This is a genomic window from Hymenobacter nivis (assembly GCF_003149515.1).
In the GTDB taxonomy this organism is placed as follows: domain Bacteria; phylum Bacteroidota; class Bacteroidia; order Cytophagales; family Hymenobacteraceae; genus Hymenobacter; species Hymenobacter nivis.
In genome coordinates, this window is sequence record NZ_CP029145.1 from 3090679 (window position 1) to 3106273 (window position 15595).

Genomic DNA, 15595 nt, shown 5'->3' on the forward strand with positions numbered 1-15595 from the left:
GAAAGATCCGCCCTAATCCACAACATCCGTGGTCTAGAGGGTGCGCTTGATTTCCTTTTCCTCAAAGCCCTCAATGTTGTCGCCTTCTTGCAACTCGTTGAAGTTCTTGATGGAAATACCGCACTCGTAGCCCTGACGCACTTCCGATACGTCATCTTTGAAGCGCTTGAGGTCCTGAATCTCGCCGGTGTGCATCACGATGCCATTGCGCACCACCCGCACGCGGGTACGGCGGGTAAAAGAACCGTCCGTCACCATACAGCCGGCAATAGTGCCGACTTTGGTGATGTTGAACACGATGCGTACCTCGGCGTTGGCCACCACCACTTCCTGCACCGTCGGGGCCAGCATGCCTTCCATGGCATCCTTCACCTCGTTGATGGCGTTGTAGATGATGCTGTATAGGCGCACGTCAATCTGCTCCTGCTCAGCCAGTTTGCGGGCGCTCTGCGAGGGCCGCACCTGGAAACCGATAATGATGGCATCAGAGGCCGAGGCCAGCAACACGTCGCTTTCCGAGATGGCGCCCACCCCTTTCGAGAGGATGTTCACCTTTACTTCCGGCGTGCTCAGCTTCAGCAGCGAGTCCGACAGGGCTTCCACCGAGCCGTCCACGTCGCCCTTCACCAAGATGTTCAACTCCTTGAACGAGCCAATCGCCAGGCGGCGGCCAATCTCGTCGAGGGTAATGTGCTTCTTGGTGCGGATGCTCTGCTCGCGGGCCAACTGCAAGCGCTGGGTAGCGGTTTCGCGGGCTTCGCGCTCCGTCTCCATTACCTGGATGCGGTCGCCGGCCTGTGGGGCCCCGGTGAGGCCCAGCACTTGCACCGGCGTAGCGGGCGGCGCCGTTTTCATTTTCTTGCCGCGGTGGTCGGTCATGGCCTTCACGCGGCCGTAGTGCGGGCCGGCCAGCACGATGTCGCCCACGTTCAGGGTGCCGGTTTGCACCAGCACGGTGGTCACGTAGCCCCGGCCTTTGTCCAGCGAGGCTTCGATAACGGTGCCGATGGCGTTGCGGTCGGGGTTGGCTTTCAGCTCCAGCAGTTCGGCTTCGAGCAGTACCTTCTCCAGCAGTTCCTCGATACCAAGGCCCGATTTGGCCGAAACCTCCTGGCTTTGGTACTTGCCGCCCCACTCTTCCACCAGAATGTTGATTTGCGACAGCTCCTCGCGGATTTTCTCCGGGTTGGCGCTGGGCTTGTCAATCTTGTTCAGGGCGATGATGATAGGTACCCCCGCCGCCTGGGCGTGGTTGATGGCTTCCTTCGTCTGGGGCATCACCGAGTCGTCGGCGGCCACCACGATGATAGCAATGTCCGTCACCTTGGCACCGCGGGCCCGCATGGCCGTAAAGGCTTCGTGGCCCGGGGTATCAAGGAAGGTAATCGGGTTGCCGTTCTTAGTTTTCACTTCGTAGGCCCCGATGTGCTGCGTGATGCCGCCAGCTTCGCCTTTGGCCACACTCGCATCGCGGATGTAGTCAAGCAGCGATGTTTTACCGTGGTCGACGTGGCCCATGATGGTCACAATCGGCGCGCGGGGCCGCAGGTCTTCTTCGACGTCGCCGGCATCGATGCTGATTTCTTCCTCTTCGGCCGACAGGAACTCCACGTCAAAGCCAAATTCGTCGGCAATCACGGTGATGGCTTCCGCGTCGAGGCGCTGGTTGATGGAGACGAACATGCCCATGCCCAAGCACACCTTGATGACCTCGTTCACGTTCACATCCATCAGCGAGGCCAAGTCGTTGGCCGAGATGAACTCGGTGAGCTTGAGGATCTTGGCGTCCAGTTCGTTTTGGGCGCGCAGGGCCTCGCGGTCCTCGGCCAGCATGCTGCGCTTGTCGCGGCGGTACTTGGCGCGGTTGGTCTGGTTGGTTTTATTACCGCCCAGCTTAGCAAGCGTCGCCTTAATTTGTTCCTGGATCTGCTTCTCAGCCTGCTCGGGTGTAAGAGCCGGGGCGTTGGGCCGCGGTGCGGGCTGGCCGGGGCGGTTGCCGCCGGCTTGGCCGGGGCGGTTGCCACCAGGCTGGCCGGGGCGGCTGGCACCGCCGCCCTGGTTGGGGCGGTTGCCTTGGTAGCCGCCACCCGTGCCGGGCGCGCTGGTACCAGTGCCCGTGCCGGGAGGGCCAGGCAGGCGGGTACGCTTCTTCTGGCCGGGGCCCGCGGGCAAGCCGCGCTTGTTTACGTCGGACGACGCGATGGGCCGGGGGCCGCGCCCACCGGGGCCCCGGCGGTCGTTATTGGTAGCCGAAAGGTCAATTTTACCCAGTACCGTCAAGCCTTTCAGCTGGTCGGCCTTGGCCGTGATGGTGCCGGCGGGCTCTTCGGCCACGGGAGCCGAAGCCACGGGAGCTGCGGCAACAGCGGGAGCGGCCACCACGGGGGCAGCGGCTACTGGCGCGGCAACAACCGGAGCCGGCGTAGGAGCAGCAGCCGCAATGGGCGTTGCGGCCGGAGCCGGGGCGGGCGCTGCCACGGGGGCAGCGGCTTGCACTGGGGCAACCACTTGCTTGGGGGCAACCGGGGCGGGGGCGGGCGCCGCCGCTACTGGAGCAGCTACTACGGGCGCCGGGGCAACCACCGGAGCGGCAGCAACTGGTGCAGCAGGGGCCTCTACGGGCTTGGGTCGGGGGGGCACCACGCGGCCACGGCTATCAAGCTCAATTTTACCCAGCACTTTCAGGCCAGGTACAGAGGGCTTTTCGGGCGCAGTAGCAGTTGGTGCTGCCGGGGCTGCAGGTACTACCTGGGCAGCCACCGGAGTCGAGGCCGGCGTAGATACTGGCGTAGGTGCAGGCTTCGGAGCTACCACCGGCGCGGGGCGCGGCGGGGCGGGAGCAGGCTTAGGAGCCGCTTCTAAATCGCTCTGGCGCTTGGCCTGAATGATTTTCTGCGACTCCTGCCGGTCGAGCGCCGACGAGGCAAATTCCTTCTCCAACAAGCTCACTTGGTCCGCGGTCAGCTTCGTGGTAGGCTTGTTTTCTACTTGTGTTCCTTTTTTGGACAGGGCCGCAACGGCTGTGTCCATGCCAATTCCCAGGTCTTTGGCCGCCTGTTGTAGCCGTTTCGGGGTTGCTTCCGCCATTCTATGTTTCTCGCGAACGATACGCTTCTAAGTGCAAAGGTATTACATTAAATCTTGCCAGCGAGGCGCAAACCGCGCCTACTGGCGCGATTCAACGTCCTTGCCGTACCGGCCGCCCGGCCGTCATTGGGCCGCTTCAGCGGCTGAGCCGGCGCCCGCTTCCTCAGGGGCCGGGGCGGGGGCCTCGGCTTCAGGTGCTGTTTCCACGGTTTCGGCCACGGGAGCGGACTTTTTATTTGCTTCGGCCTGCCGCTCGTCGAGGTCATCGTCGTCGGCAAACTCTTGGCGGATAACGCGGTAAAGGTCATCCACCGTTTCTTCTTCCAACTCCGTGCGGCGCACGATGTCGTCTTTTTTCACGGCCAATACGGCGCGGCCGGTGTCGAGGCCAATTTTCTTCAGCTCGGCGATGATCCAAGGCTCAATCTCGTCGCTGAATTCTTCGAGCGAGATGTCCTCTTCGTAGTCAATGGCCTCGCGGAACACGTCGATTTCCATGCCCACCAACCGGCTGGCCAACTTAATGTTGGCACCGCCGCGGCCGATGGCCAGGCTCACTTGGTCGGGCTTCATGAAGACGGACACGCGTCCGTTCTCGGGGTTGATTTTCATCGAGCCCACTTTGGCTGGCGACAGGGCCCGGGCGATGTACAGCTCCAGGTTGTCGGTGTAGTTGATGATGTCGATGTTCTCGTTTTCCAGCTCGCGCACCACCGGGTGGATGCGGCTGCCCTTCATGCCCACACAGGCGCCCACGGGGTCGATGCGCTCGTCGTAGCTCTCCACGGCCACTTTGGCGCGCTCGCCGGGCTCGCGCACCACGTTTTTGATGGTGATGAGGCCATCGTAAATCTCGGGTACTTCCAGCTCAAACAAGCGCTCCAGGAAGGCCGGCGCGGCGCGGGAGAGGATAATTTTGGGCGTGCCATTGATGACTTCCACGCGGTGCACCACAGCGCGCACGGTGTCGCCCTTGCGGAAGCGGTCCTTGGGGATTTGCTCGCCCTTGGGCATCACCAGCTCATTGTCGTCCTTGTCCATGATGAGGGCCTCGCGGCTCCACACTTGGTACACTTCGCCGGTCACGATTTCGCCCACCTGGTCTTTGTACTTCTGGTACAGGTTGTCGCGCTCCAAGTCCTTCACGCGCTGAATCAGCGTTTGGCGGGCCATGAGCACGGCGCGGCGGCCAAAGTCTTCCAGCTTAATGGACACCGGCAAGGTTTCGCCTACTTCAAAGTCAGGCTCGATTTTCTGGGCCTCGGCCAGCGGAATCTTGTCGAAATCCCAGATGTCCTCCGAGTTATCGTCCACGATTTCGCGGTTGCGCCAGATTTCCAGGTCGCCGTTGTCGGGGTTGATGATAACGTCGAAGTTGCTGTCTTCCTCAAACTTCTTGCGAATCATCGTGCGGAACACCTCGTCCAGGATGGACATCATCGTGGGCCGGTCGATGTTTTTGCTGCGCGCAAATTCGCCGAAGGATTCGATTAGTTCGTTGCTGTTCATTTGCTTATTGTCATACTGAGCGGAGCGAAGTACCTTATCACAGCCGCGCCGTTTGGAATTAGTAATCCTGACGAAAGCAGCCGTGATAAGATGCTTCCTTCGTCAGCATGACAGAGGGTTACTTAAAAGAGATAACAACCGTGGCCTCCTTTATGTCCCCGAAGGTGTAAAAGGCGGCGGGCAGGATGCTTTTTTTGGTTTTGACTTTGATGACTTCGGCAATCTCGACGCCCTCGGGGGTGGCGGCAAGTAGCTCGCCGGTTTTCTCGGTGCCGTCGGCCAGCTTGAGGGCCAGCGAGCGGCCGATGTGGCGCTGGTACTGGCGCGGGTCGGTGAGGGGCTGGTCGGCACCGGGGCTCGTTACTTCGAGCGAGTAGGCAGCGTCTTCGCCGTAGTGCTCGTCGATGCGGCGGGCCAAGCGGCGACTCACCTTGGCGCACTCCTCGATGCCCAGGCCCAGGGGCCCGTCGAGGGTGACCGTGAGCTTAGGTAAAACCGAATCGGAGACGGTCAGATTCACCAGGAACACGTCCACATCGTCGCCGATGGCGTCGTGGAGCATTTGCAGCACTAAAGCGCGGTCGAGGACCATAAATTAACCCGGGCTAAGACAAAAAAAGAGGGGACTGCGCGTCCCCTCTTTTCAGATTGAATACCAAACTTCGGGTACAAAGATACGGCGTTGCCGCCGCTAAAGCAAACCACCCCGGGGGCCCCTACCTTTGGCCGCCGTACCGTTTTGGCCGCCTTATGAAATTTGTTTTGCTACGCCCGCTGCTTGAGGTGCTGGCGGTGCTGGCCCTGGTGCTGGGCGTGGCGCGGTGGGTGGCCGGCTGGTTTGGCAAGCGCACGCATACCTACCGCCTCACGGCGGCGCGGCAGCTGCGGCTGCTGGCCTGGCCCCTGCTGGCGCTAGGCACCGGCCTGAGCGTAGTGCCGGCCCTGGCCATGGGGCCCCACGGTAGCGCCAGCCCGCTGGAGTGGGGCCTGGCCGCCGCGCTGGTAGCCGTGGCGCTGGCGCTGGGGGCCCCGGCGGCGGTGCTGCACCTTCGCTACTGGGTGCTGAACCACGCCACCGTGCTGGTGCTGCAACCTCAGGAAAACCGCCTGGAGGTGTACCAGCACGGCCAGCGGCAGTACTTCGAGCGGCGCGACATTGCCCGGGTGCAGCGCGTGACGTGCCGCACCCGGGCCACTTTTTGGGCCCCTTACAACTATGTGCGCCTGCTACTGCACGACGGCCGCGAAATTGTGCTCACCTCGCTGCTGGCCGACTTAGAGCCGCTGACGGTATTTCTGCGCTCGGTGCCCACCGACCGGCGCACCGTGGCCTGGGCATGGGCTTGACTTTTCAGTGAACAGTTGACAGTGAGCAGTTAGATGTAATTCTAAATAAGAAATAGCACAGGAAAGAACGTCATGCAGAGCGCAGCGAAGCATCTCTGCCGCGTTGCTAATCATGATTACTGCCGCAGAAAAGATGCTTCGCTGCGCTCTGCATAACGTTCCGCTTTTTCCAATTCGGGAACAAGCCAAACTTCGAAATGCTCATTGTTAACTGATAACTGTTCACTCATTATGCCTGCTTCTCCCCTACTGCACTACCTCGACCAAGGCCAGGGCCGGCCGCTGGTGATTCTCCACGGCCTGTTTGGCGCGCTTGACAACTGGCAAACGCTGGCCCGACGCTGGACCCAGGAGGCCGGCCTGCGCGTCGTCAGCGTGGATTTGCGCAACCATGGCCGCTCGTTTCATAGCCCCGACCACAGCTACGACACCATGGCCGCCGACGTGGGGGCCCTGTTCGACCACCTGGGCCTGGGGCCCGATACTACGCTGCTGGGCCACAGCATGGGCGGCAAAGTGGCCATGCGCTTTGCCCTGAGCTACCCCGAGCGGCTGGCCCGGCTCATCGTGCTCGACATTGCGCCAAACTTTTCCGACATGACGCACCAGGACGAAGTGCTGACTGGGCTGCAAGCCGTGGATTTGGCTGCCATCACCAGCCGGCAGGAAGCCGACGCGGTGCTGGCCCAGCATATTCGGTCGGTGGGCGTGCGGCAGTTTTTACTGAAAAACCTGTACCGCGACGAGGCAAACGCCTTCGCCTGGCGCATCAACCTGCCAGTGCTGGTGAAGGCTATGCCGGCCGTGGGCGCGGAAATCACGGGCGAGCCCTTCCTGAAACCGGCCTTGTTCATTCGCGGTGGCAAGTCGGACTACATCACGGCCAACGACAAGCTGTACGTCATCCCAGCGCTGTTCCCGAACTCTGAAGTGGCCACCGTGCCCGACGCCGGCCACTGGCTGCACGCCGAAAAGCCCGACGAAGTGTACGAGCTCGTGCGGGCCTTTGTGGGGCAGTAGCCAGCGGTAGCAGCGCGGCATATCGCGCTCCCATCACCGCACGGCAATCCGTTCTCGCGGTCCAGAAGCGAAGCAACGCGCCGTTACATCCTTTTTTAAATCAATGCTTTACCTCATTCCCACGCCCCTGGCCGACGACACGGCCGCGCAGGTGCTGCCGCCGCAAGTAGTGGCGGCCGTGGCCCGGCTCCCGTACTTTCTGGTCGAGAATGCCCGCACGGCGCGGCGCTTCGTGAAGAGCGTGGCCCCGGCTCGGGTAATTGAGGACATTCGTTTCGGTGTGATTGACAAGGACAGCACACCAGCCGAGGTGCGCGCCGCGCTGGAGCCGCTACTGAAGGAGGGCCTGGAGGCTGGCGTGCTCAGCGAAGCGGGCTGCCCGGGCATTGCCGACCCGGGCGCGGCGCTGGCCGCCGAGGCCCACCGGCTGGGCCTGCGCGTGGTGCCGCTGGTGGGGCCCTCGTCGCTGCTGCTGGCCCTAATGGCCTCGGGCCTGAACGGACAGCAATTTGCGTTCCACGGCTACTTGCCCATTGAGAAGGGGCCCCGGGCCGCGGCTATCAAGATGCTAGAGCGCGAGGCGCAGCAGCGCAACCAGAGCCAGTTGTTCATCGAAACGCCCTACCGCAACGGGGCCCTGTTCCTGGATTTGCTGGCGCATTTGCAACCTGCCACGCGCCTGTGCGTGGCGGCCGACGTAACGGGCGCGGGCGAGTTCATCCGCACGCTGCCGGTGAGCGAGTGGCGGCGGCAGCCGGCGCCGGGACTGCACAAGATTCCGACCGTATTTGTACTCGGGGTATAAAAACATACCGGAAGCACAAACAGCGGGATCCGGCGGTGAAGCATTTTCACCGCCGGATCCCGCTGTTTGGGTTGCAAACTTAGCTCACCAGCATTGTTTCGCCGTGCTGGCTGGTGTCGAGGCCGTGAGCTTCGTTCTCGGCATTCACGCGGATGGGGATGAGCAGGTTGGTGAGCTTGTAGAGCAGATAGGAACCGCTGAACGTGAAGGCCGAAATGAACACCAGGGCCCCCAGGTGCTTCCACAGCAGCACCGCTGAGCCGGTGGTGGCCAGGCCGCCCTCTTTGGCAAACACGGCGGTGAGGATCATGCCTACGATGCCGCCTACGCCGTGGCACGGAAATACGTCGAGGGTGTCGTCGAGGGTGGTGCGGTTTTTCAACTCGATTGCGAAGGCGCTGATGGCTGCGGCCACCACCCCGATGAACAGCGCCGGGCCGTAGCTGACGTAGCCCGCGCCGGGCGTAATGGCTACCAGGCCCACCACGGCCCCCACGGCCGCGCCGGCCGCCGAGGGCCGCTGCCCGCGCACGGCCTCAATCAGCATCCAGGTGAGCATGGCGGCGGCCGAGGCCAAGTGGGTAGTAAAGAACGCCTGCACGGCCACCGCGTTGGCGCCCAGGGCCGAGCCGGAGTTGAAGCCGAACCAGCCGAACCACAGCAGGCCGGTGCCCAGCAACACGAAAGGTACGTTGGTAGGCGCGTGCTGCTGGCCCTCCTTGTGCACGTTGCGGCGGCCCAGGGCCAGGGCCCCGGCCAGCGCCGCGAAGCCCGCCGAAATGTGCACCACCGTGCCGCCCGCAAAGTCGAGCACGCCCCACTTGAACAGGAAGCCGTCGGGGTGCCAGGTCCAGTGGGCCAAGGGGCAGTAAATCAGAAGGCTGAACAGGCACATAAACAGCAGGTAGCCCCAAAATCGGATGCGCTCAGCAAAGGCCCCGCTGATGAGGGCCGGCGTGATGATGGCGAACTTGAGCTGGAACGCCGCGAACAGCACCAGCGGCAGGTTAGGCGCGATGCGCGGATGCGGGGCCGTGCCTACATGGTTGAAGAGCAGGAACGTCATCGGATTGCCAATCACGCCCCCGATGCTGTCGCCGAAGGCCAGCGAAAAGCCCACCACGTACCACAGCACCGAGATGACACCCAGGGCAATAAAGCTCTGCAAGAGCGTGGAAATCACGCTTTTCTTGCTCACCATGCCGCCGTAGAAGAACGCCAGGCCGGGCGTCATCAGCAGCACCAGGCCGGAGGCGGTGAGCATCCAGGCCACGTCGGCGGGGTCGAAGGACTTGGGGGCGGCGTCGGGGTGCACCTGCGGGATGAAGGCTGCCACGCACGCCAGCACCGCCAGCACGGCCACGCTAATGGAGGCCAGCCGTTGCTTGCGCGTAACGGTGGCTGCGGATTCGATGGCACCAGGCTCTAAATCGATAGTCATTTACCGGCGACAGGGGTAAATTTTAATCCCTACCGGAAACAAAAATAGATAAAATTCGAAATACCCCCCACTATTTTTAAGGACTTATCGATATTTTTAATAATTTGTACTGTGCAGGGCCCCTCACGGCAAACCGATGGTGAACGCCGTGCGCCCCCCAGGCCCGCTGGCCAGGCCAAACGCGAAGCCGTGGGCCAGCAGCACATCGCGCACCAGGGTGAGGCCGATGCCCTGTCCGCCGCGCTTGGTGCTAAAAAACGCCGTGAACAGCCGCTCGCGCACTTCGGCCGTGAGCCGGGCCCCGTCATTCTCAATGCTGACGATGAACGGGTTATCCGTGGTACGCACCCAAATGTTGCCGCCTTCGCCGATGGCTTCGAGGGCGTTTTTGGCCACGTTCAGCAGGGCTTGCTCCAGCTGCGGCGCGTCGGCTTCGATGATGAGCGGCGCGGCGCCCAACTCCCAGTGCCAGGCTACGCGGCGCTCGGCGCTTTGGGGCCCCAGCAGGCGGCCCAGGTTGCGCAGCAGGGCGTGCACGTCGGTGGGCGCGAGCTGGGGGGCGGGCAGGCGCACGAGGCGGGCAAAATCGGCGATGAAGCTGGCCAGCTGGGTGTTGCGGGCAATGCTGACGTCGAGCGCCTCGGTGAAATCGGGGCGGTCGGCGGGCGCGAGTTGCGGGGCGTAATGCCGGAAGCTACCCAAAATGGAGTTGATGGCCCCGATGGAGTTGTTGATTTCATGCGACATGAGCCGGATGAGCTGCTCGTAGGCCTGCTTTTCCTGCTTGATCAGCTCCTGCGTCAGCTCTTCCAGCACGACAAACCGGCGCGTGAAGCCCCGGTCGAGGAAGTGCGCGGCGTGGGCCCGGTAGGCTTGCAGGCCCGAGAGGCGCAGCGCCCGCGGCTGGCCCTCGGCCAGGGCCCCCAGCGCGGGGCCCCAGGGCCCCGGCAGGGCCCCCAGCGGCTGGCCCAGCCAGGGCCCCTGCGGCTGCCCCACGAAGCGCACCGCCGCCGCATTGGCTTGCTCCACATTCCCTTCAAAATCAAGCACTAATATGCCAGCCGGCGAGGCTTCAATGAGGCGTTCGAGCAGGATGCTTTTCTCGTGCTGGCTCACCCGCTCGCGGCGCAGCGCATCAATCATGGAATTATAAACGCCAATGAGCTGGTCCATTTCGCGCTGGCCCACGGGCACGAATTTCAGGGTGAAATCGCGCGCCTGCATGGCCGCCGTGCCCGCCGCAATGAGCTGCAACGGCCGCACGAAGCCCCGGTAGAGCTGCGCGCTCAGCACGAGGCTGCCCAGCAGCAGCAGCTCGGTGGCGATGAACAGCACCGCGTTGGTGGTACGCAGCTGGGCCGCCAGCGCCACCAGCACGGCGTGGATAACCACGACGAAGAGCAGAAACTTAACCCGCAGGCTCATCATAAGGAATATCGTATTTATCGAGGCGGCGGTACAAGGCCCCGCGGCTGAGGCCCAGCGCCCGCGCCACCCGGCTCAGGTTGCCCTGGTGGTGGGCCACGCTCTGGCGAATAGCCTGGGCTTCAAGCTGGTCGAGCGTAAGAGCACTCGGCACGGGCGGGGCCCCAGGGGCGGCGAATGGCGCCGTGGCGGCGGCCCCGCTTTGCTGGAAGTCGGCGGGCGTCAGCTCGTCGTGGCCGCTGACGAGCACGGCGCGCTCGACCAGGTTTTTCAGCTCGCGGATGTTGCCGGGCAGCGGCTGCGCTTGCAGCCAGTGCAACGCGGGGGCCCCCACGCGCAGGCCGGGCCGCTGGTAGGTTTCGCGCAGCTGGGCCAGGAAGTGGCGCACCAGCAGCGGCACGTCGTGGGGCCGCTCGCGCAGGGCAGGCAGGCGCAACGTGATGAGGTTGAGGCGGTAGAAGAGGTCTTCGCGGAAGCGGCCCTGGGCCACCAGCTCGGCCAGGTTCTTGTTGGTGGCGGCTACCACGCGCAGGTCCAGCCGGCGGGGCTTGCTGTCGCCGAGCACCTCGTAGGTGCGGTCTTGCAGCACGCGCAGCAGCTTCACCTGGCTGGCCAGCTCCAGCTCGCCAATTTCATCCAGGAAAATGGTGCCGCCGTTGGCCAGCTCGAAGCGGCCCACCCGGTCGGCCTTGGCATCAGTGAAGGCCCCACGCCGGTGGCCAAACAACTCGCTCTCAAACAACGACGACGAGATGCCGCCCAGGTTCACCTTCACGAAGGGCTGGCCGCGGCGGCGGCTGTTGTGGTGCAACGCCTCGGCAATCAGCTCTTTGCCGGTGCCGCTTTCGCCTTCGATGAGCACCGCCGCATCGGTGGCCGCCACCTGGCCCACCTGGCGCAGCACGGCCAATAGGCGCTCATCTTCACCCACAATATCGCTGAGGGCGAACTGCTTGTCCAGCGCCCGGCGGCCGGGCGGGGCCCCAGCGGCGGGCCCGGGGCCCCGCAACGCCAGCACTGTGCCGATGGTTTGGAGCAGCGCATCGTTGTGCCAGGGCTTGGTGACGAACTCCGCGGCCCCGGCCTTCATACCCGCCACGGCCAGCGCAATAGAGCCCCAGCCGGTGATGAGCACCACCGGCACCAGCGGAGCCAACGCCTTGATTTCATGCAGTAAGGCAAGGCCGTCGTCGCCGGTGGTGGCACGCGAAAAGTTCATGTCGAGCAGCACTAGGGCGGGCGTTTCGGCGCGCACGGCGGCCAGGGCCCCGGCGGAGCCGTCGGCGGCGCGAGTGGCGTAGCCGGCCTGCTTCAGCAGCAGGCCCAGCGAGGTGCGCACGGCCAGGTCGTCGTCGACGATGAGAATCATAGGGGGAATGGAGTGCGTTGGACTATTCAGCAGCGAAGCAAAGGTCGACCCAACTGAACAGCCAAAAGAACGTCATGCTGAGCTTGCCGAAGCATCTCTCCCGCTGAGTAAATAATTACTGCTGCGGGAGAGATGCTTCGGCAAGCTCAGCATGACGGCCTGAATGAATATACTTTTACAGAAATATCTGAAAATCAACTATATGTTGCGCACGCTGCCGCCACTGCCAGTGTGCTTCGTGACGGTGGGCGAGCCCTCGTACTTGATGCTGGCACCGCTGCTGGCCTCGGCCACCAAGGCGTCGCGCACGGCAATTTTCAGGACGCTGCCGCTGCTGGCCTGGGCCTCGCACTTGTCGGTTTGCAGGTCTTTACCGTTGAAGACGGCGCCGCTGCCGGTGCGAATGTCGAGGTGCGGGGCCTTGCCCTTGAGGGTGATGACGCTGCCACTGCCCTGGCGCACGGTGAGGTCGGTGGTGGCGATGTCGGCCCGCAGCACGGCCCCCGACGATACGTCGAGCTGGAAGGTGGGGGCCGCGTAGTTGCCCCGGGCGTCCACGGCCGCGCCGCTGCCGGCCGTGAGGGCCGTGAGCTGGTCGGCCGTCACGGCCACGCGCAGGTGCTGGGTACTGGTGTTGCGGCGGTTGTTTTCGTCGGGGGCCTCGTATTTAATAACGAGCACGCCGTCCTCCACGGTGGTTTTGATGCGGTCGCGCAGCTCGGCGGTGGCGGCGCTGGCCTCCACGCGCTGCACGGCGCCGGCGGTGAGGTCCAGGGCAATGCCGCTGCCTACCTTGACGGCGTGGAACGCGGCCACCGGGCGCACCTGCGCATCGGTTTGGGCAAGGGCGGGCACAAGGGCCACCAATGAGAGCAGGGCGGGGAGAAGGAGGTTTTTCATGAAAGACGGGAGAAAGAAGAGATGGATGGAGGATTTGGCGCGGCTACCGGGGCCCGGGCCGGTTCGTTACAGCGGCCAGCCAATAAACCTGGTACAGCCGGGACGTAAGATGCGGCAGGAGCGCCGCCAGTTGCCCGGGGCCCTAAAAAAACGCCGTACCGCGTCGGCAGGGCCCCGGGCCCATTATTCTTCGCGCAACGCCACGGCCGGCTGGATGCCCGCCGCCAACCGGCTGGGGTACAGCGCGCAAACTACCGTGAGCAGGTACACCAGCCCGGCGGCCAGCAGCATGGCCGTGGCGTACACGCCCGCCCGCACGCCCAGCACGCCCAGCAGCGGGAACTGCGCCGCCACCAGCAGCCCCAACGCCAGCCCGAAGGTGGCCACCACCAGAATCTCGCCCAGAATCTGCCCGCTGATGCCGCCGGCGCTGGCCCCGATGGCCCGCCGCAGCCCGATTTCGGAGCGGCGCTGGTTGATGGTTTGCCAGAGAACCCCGAACAGGCCCAGCGCTACGTTCACGATGAGGAACACGCAGGTGATGACCAGGGCCACCAGCGGCGTCAGCACGGCCTTCAGCTGCTTGTCGCGCATTTCGGCCAGCGGGGTAATGTTGCTGCTCCAGCCCGGGCCGATAGCGCGGATGTCGCTACTAATTTGCTTCTCCAGGGCCCCGCCAGCGCCGGGCTGCACCCGCACCAGCAGCGTTTCGAGATGTTCAAAAGTGGTATCCTGCAAGCCATTACGCAGAAAAATGGCCTGCTTGGGATCCGCAAAGTCGCCATCGGCTCGGAACGGGGCCGTCACGCCCACAATCCGCTTTTTCCCGTTTGAGACGACGAGCTTGCCCACGGCCGTTTCGTTCGGGAACAGCAGCTCCTTCATGTCGCGCGAGATGACCACCACCGGGGCCCCGTCGTCGCGCCGGTCGAACCAGCGGCCTTCTTCCAGAGGTAGTTGGAGCACGTCGCCGGCCGCATCGTCCAGGTTGTATACGTTGCCGGAGGGCCGCAGCACCCGCTGGTTGGGGCGCTCAGTATTATTCAAATTATGGCTGTTGCTGAACGGCGTATTAGAGCCGGAGCGCGTGACGGCGCGCACGCCGGGCAGCGACTTGATGCGCTGGATGATTTGCTGCTGGGTGGCGTAGCGCTCGGCTTTGGGCTGGATGCCGGGGTCGAGGTCCACGGCCCACACCTGCTCGTAAGCAAAGCCCAGCGGGGCCCGGTAGTTCTGCCAGCGGTACACCAGCAGGCTGCCCACCACGAACAGCACCACGAAGGCCAGAAAAATCTCCACAATCAGCAGCGCGTTGGCCTGCTTGCGGTTCCAGATGAGGGTGAATAAGTGCTTCAGCATTAGTTGGTTCCTCCTTTTAGGGCCTGAATGGCGGGTAGCTTCGACATTTTATAGGCTGGGTACACCCCCGACAGCAGCCCGAAAAACAGCACCGCCCCCAGCGCCACCGCAAACACCCGCCCGTTCAGGGCAAACTGGGCGTGCTCGATGATGCTGCTGCCGTTGAGCAGCGCCAGGACCCCGGCAGCCAGCGCCAGGCCCAGCACCCCGCCCAGCAGCGTGAGGAAGATGTTTTCGACCAGAAACTGCCCCACCAGCCGCCCCGCCGTGGCCCCGAACGCCTTGCGCACCCCGATTTCGGAGGAGCGCTCCAGCATCCGGCTCACGTTCAGGTTCACCAGGTTCAGGGCCGGCAGCAGCATAAATAGCAGGGCCACGCCGAGCGCCACGCGCCCAAACCAGGCCACGCCGTCGTCGGGCCCGTCGTTGTCGGTCATGAGTTCGCGCACCGTGAAGCCCAGCAGCGTATTGGCGTACACGCGCAGCTCGGTGAATTCCTTGGGGTCCTGCACCGGCACGTGGCGCATCACTTGCTTGAACTCCGCCTGCATGGCCGGCAGGGCTTCGGCGCTGGGCGCCAGCAATATGGCCATGCAGTTGCCGAAGTAGTTGGGCTCATTCACGTCCACGGCCAGGCCCAGCGGAATCCACATGTCGGCCGTGCTGAGGGTGCGCGCGGCGGGTACGTCGCGCACCACGCCCACCACCCGGTAGCCGGTAGCGTCGGCCTCGATGGTACGGCCCACCGCGCCCGCCACCGCGCCGAAGTAGCGGCGGGCCGTGCTCTCATTGATGACGGCCACGCGGGCGTCGGTGCCCACCTCCTGCACCGAGTAGGGCCGGCCGGCCAGAAAGTCAAAGTCCAGCACCTGCCAGAACGCGCCGTCGGTACCCTTCTGGCTCAGCTTCAGCTTAGTATTGCCCACGTAGGCCACCGCGTAGCCGCCGCCCGTGGCGATGGATACTTTTTCGGGCGTGCGCAGCGGCCGCACGTAGCGATTCAGAAACGAGTAGCTGGGGTTGGAATTGCTCTGGCTATTGGGGGCCCACAGCCCCACGTGCGTCACGAACAGCAGCCGGTCCACGCGCTTTTCGGGCGTGTGGGGCCCCACCGTGTGGTCGTACAAGGCGTACACCACCAGCAAAATCATCAGCGTAAAACTGATGCCAAACAGGCTGATGAACGTAAAGAACTTGCGCCGCTGCAAGACCTTCCAGGCAATTTTGAGGTAAGAAAGGAGCATGGTATTAATTATGAGTTTATAAGGCCGTCATGCTTATCTGGCGTCCGCGCAGCGCAGCGGAGTCGAAGCATGACGGGCTAGTGTTTTCA

General features: G+C 63.8%; 12 protein-coding genes. 3 read left to right on the forward strand and 9 right to left on the reverse strand.

From position 1 onward, the window contains the following. Nucleotides 1–33: 33 nt before the first annotated feature. The 3 genes from infB to DDQ68_RS13710 form a co-directional block, all read right to left on the reverse strand. Nucleotides 34–3087 carry a translation initiation factor IF-2 gene (gene infB / locus DDQ68_RS13700; RefSeq protein ID WP_109656801.1) on the reverse strand — a complete coding sequence of 1018 codons (3054 nt, stop codon included), beginning with the start codon at nucleotides 3085–3087 and terminating at the stop codon, nucleotides 34–36. Between the two features lie 123 nt (nucleotides 3088–3210). After that, complete coding sequence (nusA, locus tag DDQ68_RS13705) at nucleotides 3211–4596, reverse strand: transcription termination factor NusA (protein ID WP_109656802.1); 1386 nt, start codon at nucleotides 4594–4596, stop codon at nucleotides 3211–3213. 118 nt (nucleotides 4597–4714) lie between these two features. Then, nucleotides 4715–5188, reverse strand: a complete 474-nt coding sequence (locus DDQ68_RS13710; protein ID WP_109656803.1) for an LSm family protein — start codon at nucleotides 5186–5188, stop codon at nucleotides 4715–4717. A 158-nt stretch (nucleotides 5189–5346) separates the two neighbouring features. On the opposite strand from DDQ68_RS13710, the gene DDQ68_RS13715 reads away from it, so the two are divergent. From DDQ68_RS13715 to DDQ68_RS13725, 3 genes are all read left to right on the forward strand, one after another. Next, entirely contained in the window at nucleotides 5347–5943 is a 597-nt protein-coding gene (locus DDQ68_RS13715) for a PH domain-containing protein (protein ID WP_109656804.1), read from the forward strand. 231 nt (nucleotides 5944–6174) lie between these two features. Further along, the gene (locus DDQ68_RS13720; protein ID WP_109656805.1) at nucleotides 6175–6963 is read left to right on the forward strand and encodes an alpha/beta fold hydrolase; all 789 of its coding nucleotides are present in this window, start codon (nucleotides 6175–6177) and stop codon (nucleotides 6961–6963) included. 103 nt (nucleotides 6964–7066) lie between these two features. Then, nucleotides 7067–7768 (forward strand): SAM-dependent methyltransferase, encoded by a 702-nt coding sequence (locus DDQ68_RS13725; protein ID WP_109656806.1) that lies wholly within the window; start codon nucleotides 7067–7069, stop codon nucleotides 7766–7768. 79 nt (nucleotides 7769–7847) lie between these two features. Here DDQ68_RS13725 and DDQ68_RS13730 read toward each other — a convergent pair whose 3' ends face one another. The 6 genes from DDQ68_RS13730 to DDQ68_RS13755 all read right to left on the reverse strand — a co-directional run bounded on the left by DDQ68_RS13730 (nucleotide 7848) and on the right by DDQ68_RS13755 (nucleotide 15506). Continuing rightward, nucleotides 7848–9209: an ammonium transporter gene (locus DDQ68_RS13730; RefSeq protein ID WP_109656807.1), complete on the reverse strand. Its 1362-nt coding sequence runs from the start codon at nucleotides 9207–9209 to the stop codon at nucleotides 7848–7850. Nucleotides 9210–9332: 123 nt separating this feature from the next. After that, nucleotides 9333–10637, reverse strand: a complete 1305-nt coding sequence (locus DDQ68_RS13735) for a sensor histidine kinase (protein ID WP_245897043.1) — start codon at nucleotides 10635–10637, stop codon at nucleotides 9333–9335. Beyond that, the gene (locus tag DDQ68_RS13740) at nucleotides 10618–12003 is read right to left on the reverse strand and encodes a sigma-54-dependent transcriptional regulator (protein WP_109656809.1); all 1386 of its coding nucleotides are present in this window, start codon (nucleotides 12001–12003) and stop codon (nucleotides 10618–10620) included. The genes DDQ68_RS13735 and DDQ68_RS13740 overlap by 20 nt, the downstream gene beginning before the upstream one ends. Nucleotides 12004–12201: 198 nt before the next feature. Further along, nucleotides 12202–12903 (reverse strand): head GIN domain-containing protein, encoded by a 702-nt coding sequence (locus DDQ68_RS13745; protein ID WP_109656810.1) that lies wholly within the window; start codon nucleotides 12901–12903, stop codon nucleotides 12202–12204. A 183-nt stretch (nucleotides 12904–13086) separates the two neighbouring features. Then, the gene (locus tag DDQ68_RS13750) at nucleotides 13087–14262 is read right to left on the reverse strand and encodes an ABC transporter permease (RefSeq protein WP_109656811.1); all 1176 of its coding nucleotides are present in this window, start codon (nucleotides 14260–14262) and stop codon (nucleotides 13087–13089) included. Further along, nucleotides 14262–15506 carry an ABC transporter permease gene (locus DDQ68_RS13755; protein ID WP_109656812.1) on the reverse strand — a complete coding sequence of 415 codons (1245 nt, stop codon included), beginning with the start codon at nucleotides 15504–15506 and terminating at the stop codon, nucleotides 14262–14264. The genes DDQ68_RS13750 and DDQ68_RS13755 overlap by 1 nt, the downstream gene beginning before the upstream one ends. Nucleotides 15507–15595: the final 89 nt, after the last annotated feature.